The organism is Coleofasciculus sp. E1-EBD-02, from assembly GCF_040218245.1.
In the GTDB taxonomy this organism is placed as follows: domain Bacteria; phylum Cyanobacteriota; class Cyanobacteriia; order Cyanobacteriales; family Coleofasciculaceae; genus Coleofasciculus.
Window position 1 is genome coordinate 13,995 of sequence record NZ_JAVJQN010000030.1, and the last position, 17,023, is coordinate 31,017.

Consider the following 17,023-nt stretch of genomic DNA (forward strand, 5'->3'; position numbering starts at 1 on the left):
TGTGCCAAACTAGGTCGTTAACCCAGTCGCATCAAGGTGAAATAATAGCGCATCCTTTCCTCGAATGCATTTTTAGCGGGTCAATTCTTTGAAGCCACCCCGCCAGGTTAGTAGACAGATAAAATAGACCCAAGTATAAAAAATAAGGATTAACGAATTCACATTGGATCGGGTTTCATTGGTTAAATCAGGGCGACTTTGCGCTAGTGAATGAATTATTATGTTTCAACCTTCCGTTAAAGACCAACGCGCTCCGGATGCTACGGCTGAGCTTGATGTTGAACTCCGCAAGGTTTTCAAGGTTTTCAATGGCGAGACCGCGGTTCGGGGAATTGACTTGAAGATCCGACGGGGAGAATTTTTTAGCATTCTCGGTCCATCGGGTTGCGGTAAAACGACTACCCTGCGTTTAGTGGCAGGATTTGAGTCTCCGTCTGCAGGTGAGGTTTTGATTCAAGGGCAACCCATGAATCACATACCTCCTCACCGCCGACCTGTCAATACAGTATTTCAAAGTTATGCTTTATTCAATCACCTGACGGTTGCGGAAAATGTCGCCTTCGGGTTGCGACTGAAAAAGCTCAAGGGGACAGATGTTGAGGAGCGAGTCAAACAAGCCCTCAAACAGGTGCAAATGGAAACTTATAGCAATCGATTTCCCGCTCAACTGTCTGGAGGACAACAACAACGGGTAGCATTAGCACGAGCCTTGGTGAATCGTCCTACTGTTCTATTGTTGGACGAACCCTTGGGGGCGTTAGATTTTAAGCTTCGCAAAGAAATGCAGGTGGAACTCTCCAACTTGCATCAGGATTTGGGGTTAACGTTTATTATGGTGACCCACGACCAAGAAGAAGCCTTGAGCCTGTCTGATCGGATTGCCGTGATGGAGGCGGGGAAGATTGAACAAGTGGGCAACCCCACTGAAATCTACGAACGTCCCCGTACCCCCTTTGTGGCTGATTTTATCGGTGATACGAATCTGTTTAAGGGTCGCCTGCACGCTGCTGATGCTTCTACGCTACAAATTATCACGTCCAGCGGTTTGGAGATGGTTGTGCAATCCTCTGACGCCAAAGAATGGGCGAGTAACTCTAAAGAAATGGTGGTTAGCGTGCGTCCGGAGAAAATTCGGTTGAGTCTTTCACCACCCAACTCAACCGTGAATTGCTTTGAAGGTAGTCTCAAACATGTTATGTATCTGGGAACTCACGTTCACTTGGTCGTGGAACTCCTAACCGGCGATCGCCTGACGGTTATGCTGCCGAATAATGCTATGAACAAGCTACCCGAACCCCATACCTCAGTGTATGCCCGTTGGGCAACGACCGATTGTATCGCGTTAGAGGAGTAATCACCATGGCACAATCAGGAGTCAGGTTGTTTTTAGCTGAATTGGAGTCGCACTGTAACTCGAGTGCGATCGCGACGTTCCTCAATAGTGATGGCGAGTCGTTTGCCATTGACCTTAATCGTCAGGGACATAAGGTAACGTATGGAACAGATTTGGATATCAAGGAATTCTTTGTCGCCAAACTTTTGGGGGGGTGTCAACCTCATGGTTCGTTGATCCTGCGTTCGTTTACGCCGGATATTGACGAATTTACCCAGTTACCCATTAAAGAATTACGTGGCTATGTCCTACAAGGGACGGGAAATGATCTGGAATTTGAGAAACTTCCCCCCAAGGTCATGTTTGCCTGTCACAACACCGATGCCGAAACTGGGGAACCTTTACCCCTAGAACAATCTGTCCGCTATTGCTAAAGTTTGTTCGTCCTTTGTCATTTGTCATTCGTCATTTGTCCTTTGTCCTTCGTCCTTCGTCAAGGAACAGGGAACAGGGAATTCTTAGTTGTCCTGGGTTGTTGACCAATGACGATTAATGACTGGTTGCTAATAGCGTTAAAGCCATGACCAATGACCAATGACCAATGACCAATGACCAATGACCAATGACCAATGACCAATGACCAATGACTAATGACCAATGACCAATGACTAATCAGCCAAGATCCCGAAAACGACCAAACCGCCGTCAGTTTTTACAGGCGGCGGCTTCAACCTTACCCTGGCTAGCGCTGTCAGGGTGTGGCTGGAGACTGGCGAATGTGCGTCCGGCGGCGGGGAGTCAAGATGATGCCAATCTGTTATACATTTACACTTGGGCTGGCTATACTGACCAAGATTTGTTAGACCGCTTTGAGGAAGAAACCGGGATCAGAGCGATCGCGGATGTCTATGATTCTAATGAAGCGATGTTGGCTCGATTACAGGCGGGTGGCGGGGGCGCTTATAGCATCATTTATCCTTCGGAGTACATGGTGCAAAAGATGATCAATATGGGGATGTTGTTAGAACTCGACCAACCCCGCATCGAGGGTATGTATCGGTTGTTTCCCCGTTTTCAGCAAGCCGACTATGATCCGGGAAATAGCCACTCTGTTCCCGTCAGTTGGGGAACTACCGGCTTGGTTTACAATACCCAGCAAGTCCAACCCCCGCCAGAGGATTGGGATTATCTGTGGGTGTATCAGCAGCAGTTGGCAAAACGGATGACGTTGGTCAATGATGTGCGAGAAGTTATGGGTGCGGCGTTGAAAAAGTTGGGGTATTCTTACAATTCCACCAACGTGGAACATATTCAAGCGGCATATCAAGCTTTGATGGACTTAAAACCTGCGATCGCGTCTTTTACGTCTGATGCTTGGCGTCCCCAGATTCTCAGCGGAGATTTAAAGATTGCCATGTGTTATTCGTCCGATGCCACGGAAATCATGCCAGAAAATGAAGATTTACGCTATGTGCTTCCAGAAAGTGGTTCTTCTCTCTGGATTGATACCCTAGCCATTCCCCAAACCGCTCCCAATGTGGAGGGCGCTTATGCTTGGATTAATTTTATGTTGCAGCCGGATGTCGCCGCACGTATCGTGGAACGCCTAAGTTTTGCGACGCCCAATAAAGCTGCTTATAATCTTTTACCGCCTGACCTGAAAAATGATACCAGTCTATTTCCTCCAGAAGAAGCCCTGGAACGGTGCGAAAATTTGGAACCGTTAGGAGAAGTTGAAGCCGTCTATGACCGCTATTGGACGAAATTGACCAGCTCTTAAATGCTGGCTATGTCAATAATTCATAATTAATACTTATACCGTGTCTACCGACAAAAAAGTTTCCCCCACCTCCTTACCCAATCCCGCAGCCACAGATAGTATGGCTGAATCCTCATTTATCGAAGAACCCACCCGTTCTCGACGCCAGTGGTTAGAACCCTTGGCGTTATTAGGACCGGCTGGACTGTGGCTGTTTTTATTGTTGGTTTTACCCACTCTGATCATCTTTGAGTTGAGCTTGGTTCCTGATATTAAACCAGGGGATATTGTTAACCCGTCGGGACTGGATAACTATCTGCGCGTCTTTGAACCAATCAATCTGCAGGTGATGGGGCGATCAGTCTTTTTTGCAGTAGGTACGATGGCGATTTGTCTGGTGTTGGGGTTTCCGGTAGCCTACTGGATTGCTCAGATGGCACCGAAGCGCTGGCAGAATTTACTCCTGTTAGGGTTTATCCTACCCAATTTTACCTCTTCCCTGTTGCGCTCTTATGCCTGGATTACGATTTTGCGACCCACCGGGGTACTCAATAGCATCTTAACCTCGATTGGTTTACCCGCGTTGGAACTCTTAAATACCAGTTCGGCGGTATTAATTGGTATGGCGTATAGTTATTTACCGTACATGGTATTGATTCTCTATGCGTCCTTAGAGAAATTAGATCGGCGTTTATTGGAAGCGGCGGCGGATTTGGGTGCTAATCCGGTGCAAACCTTCTGGAAGGTAACTATACCCCAAACCTTTTCCGGTATTGCGGCGGGTTCGATTCTGGTGTTTATTACCGCTTTGGGGGATTTCGTTGATCCGGAGTTGTTAGGGGGGGCTTCCAGCATGACGGTATCCCGTCTCATTTACAACCAGTTTCTGGGCGCAACCCAAAACTGGGGATTTGGTTCAGCGCTGAGTATGGTGTTAATCTTTGCCGTGAGTATTGCGATCGCGCTTTTAATTAAGTACGGGGATATGGAACCGCAACGCTAGTTCGTTCTTTGTTGGCTAATATTCAGCCACTACGCTTTAGCGTTTCTCCCCCAGAAAATTGCTATTTGTTTGAAAAGTCCTAATAGAACGATCACTTGGGTCTAATCTCTTTGGTTAGACCCATTTGATTATGATTATAATTAGGGTCTGCTGAATAAGTCTTGTGGTGAGGGGAGGCAATAGGGAATAGGCAATGGGCAATGGTTTCAACATCTCGACTTCGCTCGATGTTGACCCTGAATTTCGACAGGACTTCGGCGTGAGCGCTCAGTCGAACGCTCAATTGCCGCGAAGCCGAAGGGTCAACCCTCTGTCGAGGGAAAATTTGGTGCTTAGGTCGGCGGAACGTCTGTCAATTGTAGGGGCGGGTTTAGCCGTTTAATTTTGTTATCTACCGATAACCTTTCAACAAAACCCGCCCTGTGTCATAAACAACAGATATACGTTTACCGAACACTAATGGGTTCAGTCGGTTGATTCAAACCCCGTTCTGCCAGCACCGTATTTTCGAGAACCGTAAGCGCTTGCTTGTATTGGGGATCTTCGATTGTGGCACGTAACATCGGTTGTGTAACCAAACGCCGCTGTTGAGCGCGAGTTAAATCAATTTTCACATCAGGGCTAATTCCTTTGTGATTAATATCAATCCCACTGGGAGGATAGTAGCGGGAAATCGTCACCGCTAAACCTGAACCATCAGATAAAGAATGGACAGACTGCACAACAGCTTTACCAAACGTCGTCGAACCGACAACTCTCGCCCGTTTATTATCCTTCAGCGCACCCGCTAGAATTTCACTGGCGCTAGCTGAATAGCCATCAACTAAAACAACCAGGGGAAGCTGAGTTAGTGCGCTTTGGTTGGCAGAAAACTTTTGTTCTCCCCCTTTGCGATCAATGGTGTGGACAATCTCACCCTCATCGAGCCACATCCGGGCAATTTCAATACTGGCGTACAATAATCCACCAGGATTACCACGCAAATCTAAAACATAACCATTCACATCTTGGCTATTCAGATTGCGAATTGCCCGTTGCATTTGTTCAGGTGCGTGGGAACTAAATTCATCAATGCTGATATAACCCACCCGCATTTGACCTTCCTGCTTGAGGGTATAGTGTACAGACGGTAGCTCAATCTGAGCGCGGGTTAAAGTAACATCAAAGTGATTTTGCCCTTGACGAGATATTTTCAGAGTGACGGATGAGCCAACTTCGCCCCGAATTAACGCCGAGGCTTCTTCCGCACTCATCCCTTGAGTGGATTTGCCATCAATGGCGATAATTTTGTCTCCAGATTTAAGTTCGGCTTTGAATGCTGGTGAATTTTCAATCGGCTCAATAATAACCAGCTTCTGGGTTTTCTCATCAACGCCCATGCGAATCCCGACGCCAGACAGTTCACCTGCTGTTTGATCCGTTAAGGCTTTGAATTGTTCGGGTTCTAAAAAGCGAGTGTAGGGATCACCGATGGGTTCTAGGGCGTCGCGAATGGCTTTGTAGGCTTGTTCGGAAGACGTATAATTGCGATTGAGTAGCTGTTGACGGGTCGCTTGCCAATCCACTTGATTGAACGAGGGATCAACGTATTCCTGATTAACAAGTTGCCAAACTTCATCAACAACCGTCTTCGGACTATCCTCAAGCGCCGCAAAGACGGAGCGATTACTGCCAATTGGGGCTAACCATGATAATGTGGCTGTTGTTGCGATCGCACCCGTTACGAGGATGCTTTTCAGCCAAGGGAAGGTTTTAGAATATTGATTCATGGGAAATACGTCGAACAGACTATGGGTTGGTTTAAAGCGGACAGTCAAAGCGTACCCAGTCGTTAGCTGCAATCATTAGCATTCCGTTACATAAGACTTACCCAAAGTTACCTACAGGCGGACATCTTTGGAACTTACTTCCTGTTTCATCCTGGTGGTGACGGCACTCGACCAGTCCACAGGCTAACACCACCTAACTGGCGGCTATCTCTTTGACCTACCTATCTTTGACCTACCTAACTGTGGTTTTTGGCTAGATAGGTCTACCAATAAAGTATACATACTTGCGGTGGTAACCTTCATCAAGACAAGTCTCTCCGCAGTTTTGGGTAACAATGGGTAGAGGTGTCCAAGGACTTAGTTCAAGTTACTCACCTTGAGTAGGGATAGCATGGTTCTGGCGGCATCGAATCCGTCTATTACTACTATACTCAACTTATCTGGCTAATTTCCAGAAATTTTGTGCCAGTTGACCTATTGTCCTGGTGATGAAGACAATGGCTTCGCCTCGGACAGTCAGAGTGAATCAAGTGGTAAGCCTCAGTGAGACGATTGATAACACGCCATTGGCTACGGGTTGCGCGTTGGCTACTGTCTAAGCAACGACTACGCTGGTTAGGCTTAGGGCTATTGAGCCTAGTCGTTATTCTTAGTATAGGGTTACTTGCAAATATCTTCAGATTGTCGGCAGGAGCCGCTTCACCTGTAGATACATTCTTTGTTTTGGGGGGAAGTATTCGCCGGGAGGTTTATGTGGCTCAGTTAGTGAAAAACTATCCCCAAACTCCGATTTTGATTTCTCAAGGCTCTGATGAACCCTGTATTTTGCTCATATTCCAAAAGTATAACGCGCCCATGGGTCAGGTTTGGTTAGAAAAATGTGCGGATTCCACGTTTGGTAATTTCTACTTCGGGATTCCGATTTTACGGCAGTGGGGGGTACGTCATGTTCAGTTAATTACCTCTCCCACCCATTTACCACGAGCGGGGTGGATGGCGCAAATTCTGTTGGGAGCAAATGGGATTTGGGTTGATGTGGATACGGTGCAGGAACAGGGAATTCCGGGGAATCAGGAATCCTGGTGGAAGACGGGACTAGATGTGACGCGCAGTCTGGTTTGGGCGCTGTTGAGTCAGGGAATTCAGCCCCACTGTTCCGAGGTTACGCCACTGACTGAGGTTGATTTAGATGCTTGGCAAAAGTCAGGCTTTGATTGTGAGTATCAAGGGTGGTTGAAGCTGGATTATTGATTAGCGAAGCGCTGGTGTCTAAAAAATAGCTGGCTATCACCGTAGTAGGATGTCACAAATTCCGAGGTGGTTTCCAGATGTCCGATAAGTTGGGCGTTTTGGCGATAACTTGGCTCGTCTATGATGTCAGCTTTCTGGTCAGCGTTTTCGTCTCCTACGTTTTGGGGAACAACGGCATAGAGGGAAAATAAACGGGTTCCAGCCGGAATCGTGGCAAGATCATCTCTGAAATCATGGGGTGGATTTTCAGGAAATTGAATAGTGGGATTGGGAACGAGAAAAAGGCGATAGGGATAAAAGGGATCAGGTTCTGGATGACCCGTTTGGTCGATTTGGGCAAAGCCTTGCAAATAGAGTTTGCGGGGAAATTTGCTGACGCGGCGGAAGATTAAATTGATGAATTTAGGACCTAAATCATTTTCTGCGGGAACGATATTAGACAATTCATTGGCAAAGAAATTATAGTTATTGCCTTGACCGCTAAGGGAAACCAACGCTGAGACATTTTCCGAGGGTTGACCGTCCACCAAAAGCTTGAGGGCTAACCCTGGAGCAAATCCGCGATCGCTGGGATCACCGGTGAGGGATAATCGTAGCAGACCGTAGTCAGCACCTTTAAATAAACCAGTAAACGGACTATTTGGGGTTGGGATTAACTTAACCTTAGCAACACTGGCGTGGGCGTGAATGGCTTTGTTCCATTTGCGGGGTGCTTCATCGGATAAGCGATCCATTTTGATGCTCAAAAAGGTAAAAAATAAACCGATAACGTCAATTTTTTTCAGTGGCGGTAGGGTATCGTAGCGGGATGCTAAAATTCTTTGCTGCCACATCAAGTCCTGCTTTTTGGCAGCCGTCCAGGATTCATAGTCGCTAGGTAGGGGTTCTAGATTGTGGGCATTATGCCAAAATTTTTGTAGATTTTTCATGGGGGCTTCCTTTGGCTTCCCCCTTTTGAAGGGGGACGGGAGGGGGATCTATAAGGGGGAACGAGAGGGGTTGGGGGACGGAAGGGGGATATATAGGGAAAATCGAAGCGAGATCGAACAAGGGAAGAGGGAGATCTGATCGGGGGTGTCGCAACGCTTCGTGAGTTACTATTCCCTATCCCCTATTGCCTATTCCCCAATCTCAACAATTAATACCCCGAAACACCAACTTTACGCCAGGGGGCAAAGGCATTTTGTACACCAAATAAAGCGGGGCTGACGGTGGGGTAATGGCGGCGCAAGACACTTAACATACTGTTGTTGTCAATCCAATCTAAACCCCATTGAGTGTAGACTTCGGCGGTGTAGTCTTTGGTGAAGAAGCGATCGCTCTTGAGTCGTCGGGATGCCATTAGGATAAAGATACGGAAAGCTGTATCACTAAAGCCAAACCCGGCGGGTGGGTTTTCGGCAAACATACCCACCATTAAATCAACGCTGTTGATGTCGTTGTTGTAAACGTCCCGGAGTTCCTTTGCCCATTGCGGGTTTTCGGTGATGTCCTCAAAGGTTTTGACTCGTTCACGACCAATGAGTTCACGGAATTGATTATAACGGGGAACGCCGCGTTCGCGATCGCGTAATATATCGACAGCCGCTAAATCGAAGACTTCGCCGTTATCCCGGACTAATTGCTGTAGGAAACGTGGGTAGTTATGTAAGGTAATCGCCCCAGGATGAGTAATGCCAAAGGAGTAGAATAAATCGGGCATACCTACTTTATCGACTAGCGCCCGACTACGATTTCCTGATACTTCAAATAGATTTTCGGTAAATCGCAATTCTCCGTTTTCCAGAGAGTAAAATTCAAACTCATCTGGCATTAAGGGATGCATCCGATAGACGGAGACAAATTCTTCGGTGAGATAGTAGGGGGCAGTATGATGATCTGTAGCTGATCCGACAATACCACTGAGGAGTTCCCCCTCTCCGATGCGCCCAAATAATCGTTTAACATGTTGACCCAATAATCCCCACCAGTTGGCATTCATGGCGATTTCTAAAGCTGGATGTCCTAGGATTGCAGGCGTCCATTCAACGGTATGGATTTTGGCGAGTAAGGCGGCGTTAATTAGTCGGGCGTGGTTGAACAGATCATCGTCTTTCCAGTCGGGATATTCGTTTTTGAGATGATCGCAAATCGTATTGTGTTCTTTGACAAATAGAGTATGTAACATACTCAATCCCACCCACCAGTTCTCATCAAAACCAACGAGATCAACGCCATTTTCAGGGTTGATGGGTAATAATTCATCCTCGCCGATAATTAGCTTGCCATCGACATGAGTCCGCAGCTTATTAATGGTTTCCTTGTCACTGCCATAAATTTGCGACGCATCCCACCAGTGAGTAACTCGGTTAAGAAAGGTCGGCGGATTTTGGCTATCTCCGTCGGGGCGAGTTGAGTCGGGTAACGTTGCGCCTACTTCTAGCGGTCGATAGTCTTGGGGCCAGGGATCGTCTGCTTCGAGAGGAATCTCAATTTTCTTGTCTAATGTACCTCCATGGGCGAACCAGTCATGGGTTTGAAATTGAATCCAAGAGGCGGCATGTAGGTTTAATGTGCTAGCGGGTACAAATTCATCCCGCGTCAGTAATTTGCGGCTAATTGTACGCGGATTGGGTTCGAGTAAATTCTTTTGGTCAGGGTGAGTATATTGGAGGGGAACATTGCGTCCAAAACGAGAACCTGCCCGACCCATTTCTGGCTGTTCCAGGTCGTTAAAACTCCCGTCGGCTGTGCGAATCTTGAGATGGTCACCCTCTGGACTAGGTGTTGGTTGTGTCCCCTCACCTTGGGTCGGTAATTTTGCGGTATCATGTAGATTTTCTTCCCGCAGTCGGTTCCGGAACTTGAATAACTTGACTAATGCCAGGGGAACGGGGAATTGATGCCAAGGTTTTTGCTGACCTTGACCTGATTGGGATGATTTAGTCATCGTGTTAATTCCTTTTATTTAGATACAATATTTAACAATTCTGTCAAACCGCAATCGGAACTAAAACCAATACTATTCATAGTAAATCTCTATCTTATTTCCGACAAGCCCTTTCAGCAAATTTCCTGAATTAATCTCAACTCTCCCCAATTTATCCCAATTTTTGTTCACTCCTAGAATGTTGGGGCAACCGAGGCAGTAATGGATTGCTAGTTTTAATGATTCGTGAAAACTAATGGAGCTGAAAACCTTGCCAAGTAAGAATTCCTTGTCCCTACCTACTTGTCTTATGGTGCTAACACCCCTCAGCCCATTCGCCATAAAATCTGGATACTTTTAACAAAACTTAAAATACCTCGCCATTTTTTTCAGGAGTTGCCATAATCAAAAAATTAGAATATTCTGGACTTTTATCGCCATCTGACAAAAAGGCATAGCTCCGAATCAAGTCCGGAAATGCCAACATAAGTAGGTTGGTGGAAATAAACTCAACCTTATGAAGTTATGTTAACAAGCCTCAAACCTTTACAAATGACAAATGACAAATGACAAATGACAAATGACAAATAACAAATGACGAATGACGAATGACATGACAAATGACAACGATATCATTTTTCAACCGTTAACATTCCGAAACCTCACCGTCAGTAATCGCATCTTTCGCTCAAATATTTCCGGCAGATTCGATAACTATGACGGTTCCGGAAACCAAGTCCGAATCAATTGGGAACAGAAGTTTGCCCAGGGAGGCGTCGGCGCGATTATTTCATCGTTCACGCCAGTACAAATTCGCGGACGAATCCTACCAAACTATGCCACAATTGACCGAGATGACCGTATTCCATTCTGGCGTAAACTTGGTGAGGTGGTGCATGAATACGACTGTAAATTTATCATGCAACTGAGCCATTCTGGGCGTCAGCAGGATGTGAGTGGCGTAGAAAACCTTAATTTAAAAGCCCTCAGTTCAACCAGTATCACAGAATCGTTTCATGGTTTTGAATGCCAAGCCATGACCAAGGCTGAGATTCAAGAAACAGTTCAGGCGTTTGCGGCGGGGGCGAGACGGGCGCGAGAGGCGGGACTGGATGGCGTGGAACTGCATAGTGCTAATGGTTATTTAATTACCCAATTTCTCAGTTCTGGGATTAATGACCGCAACGATGAATATGGGGGATCATTAGAAAATCGCGCTCGCTTTTTGTTGGAGATTATTAAAGCCATTCGTCAGGAAGTGGGTGATGATTTTCACCTCCAAGCTAAGATTAGTGCGGTGGAGTATAATAATGCCGTGATTCCGTGGGAAAAGCCAGGGAATACGCTAGAGGATTCGATTCAAGTCTGTCAGTGGATGGAAGCGGCTGGAGTAGATGCCATTCATGTTTCTACGGGGAGTATATTTCCTCATCCCTTGAACCCTCCGGGTGAATTTCCCCGCATCGAGGCGATGCGCTGGTATGATTTGATGTTATCCAGTGGAATTCATACCTTTCGCAACTATTTATTATTTCGGTTTCCCCTGTTGTATCCGATTTTCTTATTCTTATGGAATCGAGTTCAGAAACAGACCCAGGATCAACCGATTCAGGGAGTAGAGGTAAAAGCGCAAGCTTTGAACGAGTCGTTCCAGAAGTTCGTGAGTTCTGAACAGATGCAGGAACTTCTACAAAAGTATCAGGGGGTTAGCCTTAATCACGCGGCTGAGATTAAAAAGCAGGTGAATATTCCCGTGATATGTACTGGAGGCTTTCAACAGGCGTCCTATATTCGTCGGGCTATTCAGGAGAATTTCTGTGATGCGGTGAGTATTGCCCGTCCTTTGGTGGCGAATAATGACCTAGTGCATCAGTTTAAGGCAGGAAAAGACTTGCCTGAGCGCCCTTGTACTTACTGCAACAAATGTTTACTTAACGCCTTAGAAAACCCCCTGGGCTGTTATGAGTTAAGTCGCTATAATAATTCCGAGGAAATGATTGCCGAAATTATGACTGTGTTTGACAATGCACCATGTTGGTGACGGGAATAGGGGAGAGAATTGGGCGGGTTTAGTAACATTATGGTGACAGCAAAAAATAATAGGAAAAACTAACTGCATCTACTGGCGTGACCCAACTAAAATGGTTCAATAGATTGGCTTCGTAGTGAAGGATTCAGCCCTCTTTAGCTGACATCAAGGTTTAAATACAGAATAGCATAAATCACTAATTATTAATTATGGAAGAATCAACGCCATTAAAGTCAAAAAGCAATACTTTTAAGAAACTATTGATTGTGATTGCGGGAGTTATACTCGCTACAATTATTGGTTTAGTTTCTCCCCGATTCTTAAATAATCCTGTCGATTATGCTGATATTAACAATCACTTTAAATATGGTTCAATTGGCAGTGAACCAGAAAATGGAGTACCTTACTGGATTTGGAAAGTTTTACCCGCCGTATTTCCTGACAAATTACCCGGTGAAGGGTATCAATCGTTGGGCTTTCTTTACGAACCCGGACAAGACCGCCCCATTGGGTTTTCTCAGCGTCGCGTTTTGATTGACCGTGTTGGCTTAAATTGTGCGATTTGTCATGTGGGTTCACTGCGGGATACGCCTGAAAGTGAACCTCAACTTATCCCCACGATGCCCTCAAATACGGTTAATCTACAAGGGTATATTCAGTTTCTAGGCAAAACGGCGTTGGATGAACGATTCACTCCTAACCGAATCCTAGCTGAAATTGACGCCCAAGGGGGAACGTTTAATCCGATTCAGAAGCTGATTTATCGTTATCTGGTTATTCCCCAAACTCGCGATGCGTTGATTACTCAAGCAAGTCAACTGGCTTTTTTAAATGAACAACCGGATTGGGGTCCAGGACGGGTGGATACATTTAATCCTTATAAATCAATTCAATTTAGCTTCCCCATGGATGAGTTGGAAGAAGATGAAAAAATTGGCACGGCGGATTTACCCTCTATCTGGAATCAAAAACCCCGTGAAGGATTGCAACTGCATTGGGATGGGGATAATAAATCGGTTCATGAACGTAATTTAAGTGCGGCGTTGGGTGCAGGAGTGACACCAGTTACAGCGGATTTGGAACGGATTAAACGGATTGAGGATTGGTTGTGGGAACTTCCATCACCAGCTTATCCGTACCCGATTAATCAGGAATTAGCAGCTAAGGGTCAGCCCATTTATCAAAATAATTGTGCCAGTTGTCATGCCTTTGGTGGGGCGAAAGTGGGTAAAGTGACGCCGATTGGGGAAATTGGGACTGACCCGCATCGGTTAGATTCTTATACCTACGAGTTACTGTCTAATCAAAATACCCTGTTTGTCGGGACGCCGGAACGGTTCAAGAATTTCCGTAAGACTGATGGTTATGCCAATATGCCATTAGATGGAATCTGGTTGCGATCGCCTTATTTGCACAATGGGTCTGTACCGACGCTACGAGACTTGTTAGAGGCTCCAGACAACCGTCCTCAAGTATTCTATCGCGGGTATGATGTGTTTGCTCAAGAGAATGTCGGTTTTGTCTCAACGGTTGCCCAAGAGAAGGGAACGCAGTATTTTAAGTTTGACACTACCGTACCGGGCAATAGTAACAGGGGTCATCTGTATGGCGTCGAACTTTCGTCGGAGGATAAAACCGCATTGGTTGAGTATCTGAAAACACTTTAAGTTTTTTAGAATCAGGAGTAAAAATCATGAATGCTTATGCAAAATGGTTTAGTCGCATGGTCTGGTTAGGTATTGTGGTGAATATGTTTTTTGTGATTCCCCTCTGCTTTTTTCCAGACGTTTTGCTTTCGCTATTAAAGATGCAAATACCCGTGCCAATTATCTGGGTGCGGGCAGCTGGACTCTTACTACTGGAACTAAGTATTTTGTATATTCCGGGGGCAATTGATCCTTATCGCTACAAAGCAACCGCTTGGATGTCAGTGGTCGTCACACGCGGCGCGGGCGCTACCTTTTTTCTGAGTGCTGTTTTGTTCTTTGGGCAAGCGTTAGGATTTCTTACAATTGCTTTAGTTGATGCATTCTTCGTGATTGTCCAAGGAACTCTGTTATTCTTAGCGATGAAGACTCAACAACCTGAAATGCCGGAAACCGTTCAAGAGTTTTCCTAAATCGGTCATTTTTGCAGAAGTTAAATGGGTAGGGGCGACCCGATGGCATTCCTTAACAATTGGAGTTGACTCAATTATAGCTGTCGCCATAAAGGTGAGAATATTTAAGGCTGAAACAAACCTGTATCAATAATAAATTGTCTGTTCTCTGCCTGAGCGCCTTCTGCCTTTTGCTATAGATAGGGTCGCCTTCTACTCTCTCAATTTGCCCAATTGGGATGCTTCCCCATACAGGTTTTTGATTAAACAGAATAGGACTTAATTCAATTCAACAAATAAAGGAGCAATTTTATGGAAAGTACACCATCAAAAATTGGACGAACCATTACCGCGATCGCAATCATTCTAATATTGCTAATTGGTAGTGTCGGATATCTGGCGTGGTATAATCTTTTTCGCGAAGTAGATACCTATTACGAATCAGTCGAAGATCATTTTAAATACGGATCAATTGGCAGCGAAAATGCTGAAGGGGTTCCCTATTGGATTTGGTTAGTATTACCTCGAGTTTTTCCCGATAAACTCCCCAAACCCGGTGGCTATACCTCTCTCGGCATTACCTGGGAAGAAGGACAAGAATTACCTGTTGGCTTTTCCAAGAAAATTATCGGCTTTCCTCGCCAAGGGATAACCTGTGCGCTTTGTCATAGTGCCACCTATCGCCAAACCCCCAAAGATAAACCAACGATTGTTCCCGGTGGACCCTCAAATAAATTTCATCTGCAAGGGTATATTCGCTTTCTCGGTGACTGTGCTACTGATCCTCGATTTAATGCCGACTATATTTTAGATGAAATTAGCTATAATTATGACCTGTCTTTGTTTGACAAATTACTCTATCGGTTTATTATTATTCCCCGCACCCGGAAAGAATTATTAGAACTTAAAGAAACCTTTGCCTGGATGGAAGAACGACCCGACCAAGGACCCGGACGCATTGCCCCCTTTAATCCGGTGAAGTTTCGAGTTTTGGGGTTGCCTGTCGATGATACAATTGGCAACTCGGATATGATGTCAATTTGGAATCAAAATCAACATGAAGGGTTTGCCTTACATTGGGATGGGTTAGAAACATCACTCACAGAAACTGTGAATACTGGGGCGATTGGTGATGGGGCGACGAAGGAGTCAATTAATATTGAGGGATTAAAGCGAGTGGAGGATTATATTCGCCAATTACCGCCACCAAAGTATCCGTACACGATTGACCAAGATTTAGCGGCAAAAGGGAGTCAAATTTTTGAGAGTAACTGCGCCACTTGTCATGCTTATGGTGGCGAACGAACCGGAACCGTTATTCCTATTGATGAGATTGGCACAGACCGCTATCGTTTAGATATGTGGACGCAAGAAGCGGCTGATGCGTATAATGAGTTTGCCGAGGGGTATGATTGGGATTTTGATCAGCTTCGCAAAACTAATGGATATGTGGCGGTAGCCTTAGATGGGTTGTGGTTAAGATCGCCCTATTTGCATAATGGTTCTGTCCCCTATTTAACGGATTTGTTGGAGATACCGGAGCAGCGGACAATGGTGTTTTACAGAGGATATGATGTGTATAATCCGGAAAAAGTGGGCTTTGTTGCTGAAGGCGTAGCGGCGGAGAAAGAGGGATTTAAATATGATACCAGGGTGACGGCAAATAGTAATCAAGGTCATGTTTATGGCACTGAGTTGGCGGCTGAGGATAAGTTGGCGTTGATTGAGTATTTGAAGACGCTTTAATGTTGTCATTTGTTCTTTGTCAACACATCCCTTAAAAAATGGTAAGATTTTGGCATAAGGGTAAAGCCGACAAACCTGCACTCCTGTACCCTTTATTTGTTAAGGGGTGATTATAAATCCCATGACTGACTCTAATAAAACACAACTAACGCTGCAAAAAATCCTGGATAGTCTGGATCATTTAAGGATGGATGAACTGCGAACGCTGCAAAAGGCGACAACTGAGCGAATTCAACGTCGTGTTGATGCTTTGGGTAAGCCACTACTGAGTGATTTAGTGGCAGGATTGGAATGGACTGAAGAGTATAAAGAGAATCCACCTATCTCAGATGCGCGACTCCAGGAAATTAAAGATGGGGCAAGACCAACTGATACTGAATTAGAGTATATTGCTGAAGGGTTGGAAATGGATACTGAGGAACTTTTGCAGATGCTGCGTTTTCGTCAAATTTGAAAGGCACTAAGCCGGGAACTCAAGTTCCGGCTCAAAGCTAAAACCCGTTAAAACGGGTTCATATTATGTCCGGTCAAACACCCCTAATAACAACGCATGAAACTTTTGTTATTACCGCATTAAAATTAGGGGCAATCGTCAGGACATGATTTCAAAGGCGTATCTAGGGCTTGCTGCACTCGTTAGGAAAGTAGACCAGATTTGGGTTTCAAGCCATTTTGTCACCTAACAAGTGCAAGGTTTTGATACATAGACACTCTTGCATCTTAGGATTTTCGCAGACCTAAGCACCAAATTTTACCTCAACAGAGACTTGAAACCATTGCCCATTGCCTATTGCCTATTGCCTCTCCCCACCACAAAACTTATTCAGCAGACCCTATTTATACTGTTTCCCTGTTGCAGAAACACACGATTCAAACAGTTCTTTGTTGCTGCTTTTGTCAGGATTTAGGGTAAGTATTTAACCCAACATGATATGATTTGGGGTTTGCTGCACAAAGCCAAAACCGCAAAGCCCATCAATACTTTGAGCTTTATTGACAGAGGGTTTGATTCAAGGAAATCGGGTAGTATTCTTCATAAGTATGGCATCACCTTGCTCAGGAAAAATGTACCCCCGCTTCCCCCGCTTCCCCAGCTCCCCCGGCTTCCCCAGCTCCCCCGGCTTCCC

Annotated in this window: 14 protein-coding genes; 10 read left to right on the forward strand and 4 right to left on the reverse strand. The window is 45.5% G+C overall.

Translation table 11 applies throughout. From position 1 onward, the window contains the following. Positions 1–220 precede the first annotated feature (220 nt). Together RIC07_RS05015 and RIC07_RS05020 are read left to right on the forward strand one after the other, a co-directional pair. A complete protein-coding gene (locus tag RIC07_RS05015) occupies positions 221–1,354 on the forward strand; it encodes an ABC transporter ATP-binding protein (RefSeq protein ID WP_446393554.1) in 1,134 nt (377 codons plus the stop codon). A 5-nt stretch (positions 1,355–1,359) separates the two neighbouring features. Beyond that, entirely contained in the window at positions 1,360–1,767 is a 408-nt protein-coding gene (locus RIC07_RS05020; protein ID WP_446349381.1) for a hypothetical protein, read from the forward strand. A gap of 59 nt (positions 1,768–1,826) precedes the next feature. Here RIC07_RS05020 and RIC07_RS05025 read toward each other — a convergent pair whose 3' ends face one another. Next, positions 1,827–1,991 (reverse strand): hypothetical protein, encoded by a 165-nt coding sequence (locus RIC07_RS05025; protein WP_446393555.1) that lies wholly within the window; start codon positions 1,989–1,991, stop codon positions 1,827–1,829. A 6-nt stretch (positions 1,992–1,997) separates the two neighbouring features. Between RIC07_RS05025 and RIC07_RS05030 the strand changes: the two genes are divergently transcribed. Both RIC07_RS05030 and RIC07_RS05035 read left to right on the forward strand, forming a co-directional pair. Then, on the forward strand, positions 1,998–3,113 hold the full coding sequence (locus RIC07_RS05030; RefSeq protein WP_446393556.1) for an ABC transporter substrate-binding protein: 1,116 nt from the start codon (positions 1,998–2,000) through the stop codon (positions 3,111–3,113). A gap of 100 nt (positions 3,114–3,213) precedes the next feature. Further along, a complete protein-coding gene (locus tag RIC07_RS05035) occupies positions 3,214–4,095 on the forward strand; it encodes an ABC transporter permease (RefSeq protein WP_446393564.1) in 882 nt (293 codons plus the stop codon). Positions 4,096–4,541: 446 nt separating this feature from the next. On the opposite strand, the gene ctpB is transcribed toward RIC07_RS05035, so the two are convergent. Then, complete coding sequence (gene ctpB / locus RIC07_RS05040) at positions 4,542–5,864, reverse strand: carboxyl-terminal processing protease CtpB (RefSeq protein ID WP_446393557.1); 1,323 nt, start codon at positions 5,862–5,864, stop codon at positions 4,542–4,544. 555 nt (positions 5,865–6,419) lie between these two features. Between ctpB and RIC07_RS05045 the strand changes: the two genes are divergently transcribed. Continuing rightward, positions 6,420–7,115 carry a YdcF family protein gene (locus tag RIC07_RS05045; RefSeq protein ID WP_446393565.1) on the forward strand — a complete coding sequence of 232 codons (696 nt, stop codon included), beginning with the start codon at positions 6,420–6,422 and terminating at the stop codon, positions 7,113–7,115. On the opposite strand, the gene RIC07_RS05050 is transcribed toward RIC07_RS05045, so the two are convergent. Further along, positions 7,109–8,044 carry a hypothetical protein gene (locus tag RIC07_RS05050; RefSeq protein WP_446393558.1) on the reverse strand — a complete coding sequence of 312 codons (936 nt, stop codon included), beginning with the start codon at positions 8,042–8,044 and terminating at the stop codon, positions 7,109–7,111. The genes RIC07_RS05045 and RIC07_RS05050 overlap by 7 nt on opposite strands. A gap of 209 nt (positions 8,045–8,253) precedes the next feature. Next, positions 8,254–10,044: a peroxidase family protein gene (locus RIC07_RS05055; RefSeq protein ID WP_446393559.1), complete on the reverse strand. Its 1,791-nt coding sequence runs from the start codon at positions 10,042–10,044 to the stop codon at positions 8,254–8,256. A gap of 580 nt (positions 10,045–10,624) precedes the next feature. On the opposite strand from RIC07_RS05055, the gene RIC07_RS05060 reads away from it, so the two are divergent. The 5 genes from RIC07_RS05060 to RIC07_RS05080 all read left to right on the forward strand — a co-directional run bounded on the left by RIC07_RS05060 (position 10,625) and on the right by RIC07_RS05080 (position 16,350). Then, positions 10,625–12,064, forward strand: a complete 1,440-nt coding sequence (locus tag RIC07_RS05060) for an NADH:flavin oxidoreductase (RefSeq protein ID WP_446393560.1) — start codon at positions 10,625–10,627, stop codon at positions 12,062–12,064. 197 nt (positions 12,065–12,261) lie between these two features. After that, positions 12,262–13,719, forward strand: a complete 1,458-nt coding sequence (locus tag RIC07_RS05065) for a c-type cytochrome (RefSeq protein WP_446393561.1) — start codon at positions 12,262–12,264, stop codon at positions 13,717–13,719. A 26-nt stretch (positions 13,720–13,745) separates the two neighbouring features. After that, the gene (locus RIC07_RS05070) at positions 13,746–14,171 is read left to right on the forward strand and encodes a hypothetical protein (protein ID WP_446393562.1); all 426 of its coding nucleotides are present in this window, start codon (positions 13,746–13,748) and stop codon (positions 14,169–14,171) included. Positions 14,172–14,462: 291 nt separating this feature from the next. Beyond that, entirely contained in the window at positions 14,463–15,896 is a 1,434-nt protein-coding gene (locus tag RIC07_RS05075; RefSeq protein WP_446393563.1) for a c-type cytochrome, read from the forward strand. Positions 15,897–16,017: 121 nt separating this feature from the next. Then, the gene (locus RIC07_RS05080; protein ID WP_446383134.1) at positions 16,018–16,350 is read left to right on the forward strand and encodes a hypothetical protein; all 333 of its coding nucleotides are present in this window, start codon (positions 16,018–16,020) and stop codon (positions 16,348–16,350) included. Positions 16,351–17,023 lie beyond the last annotated feature (673 nt).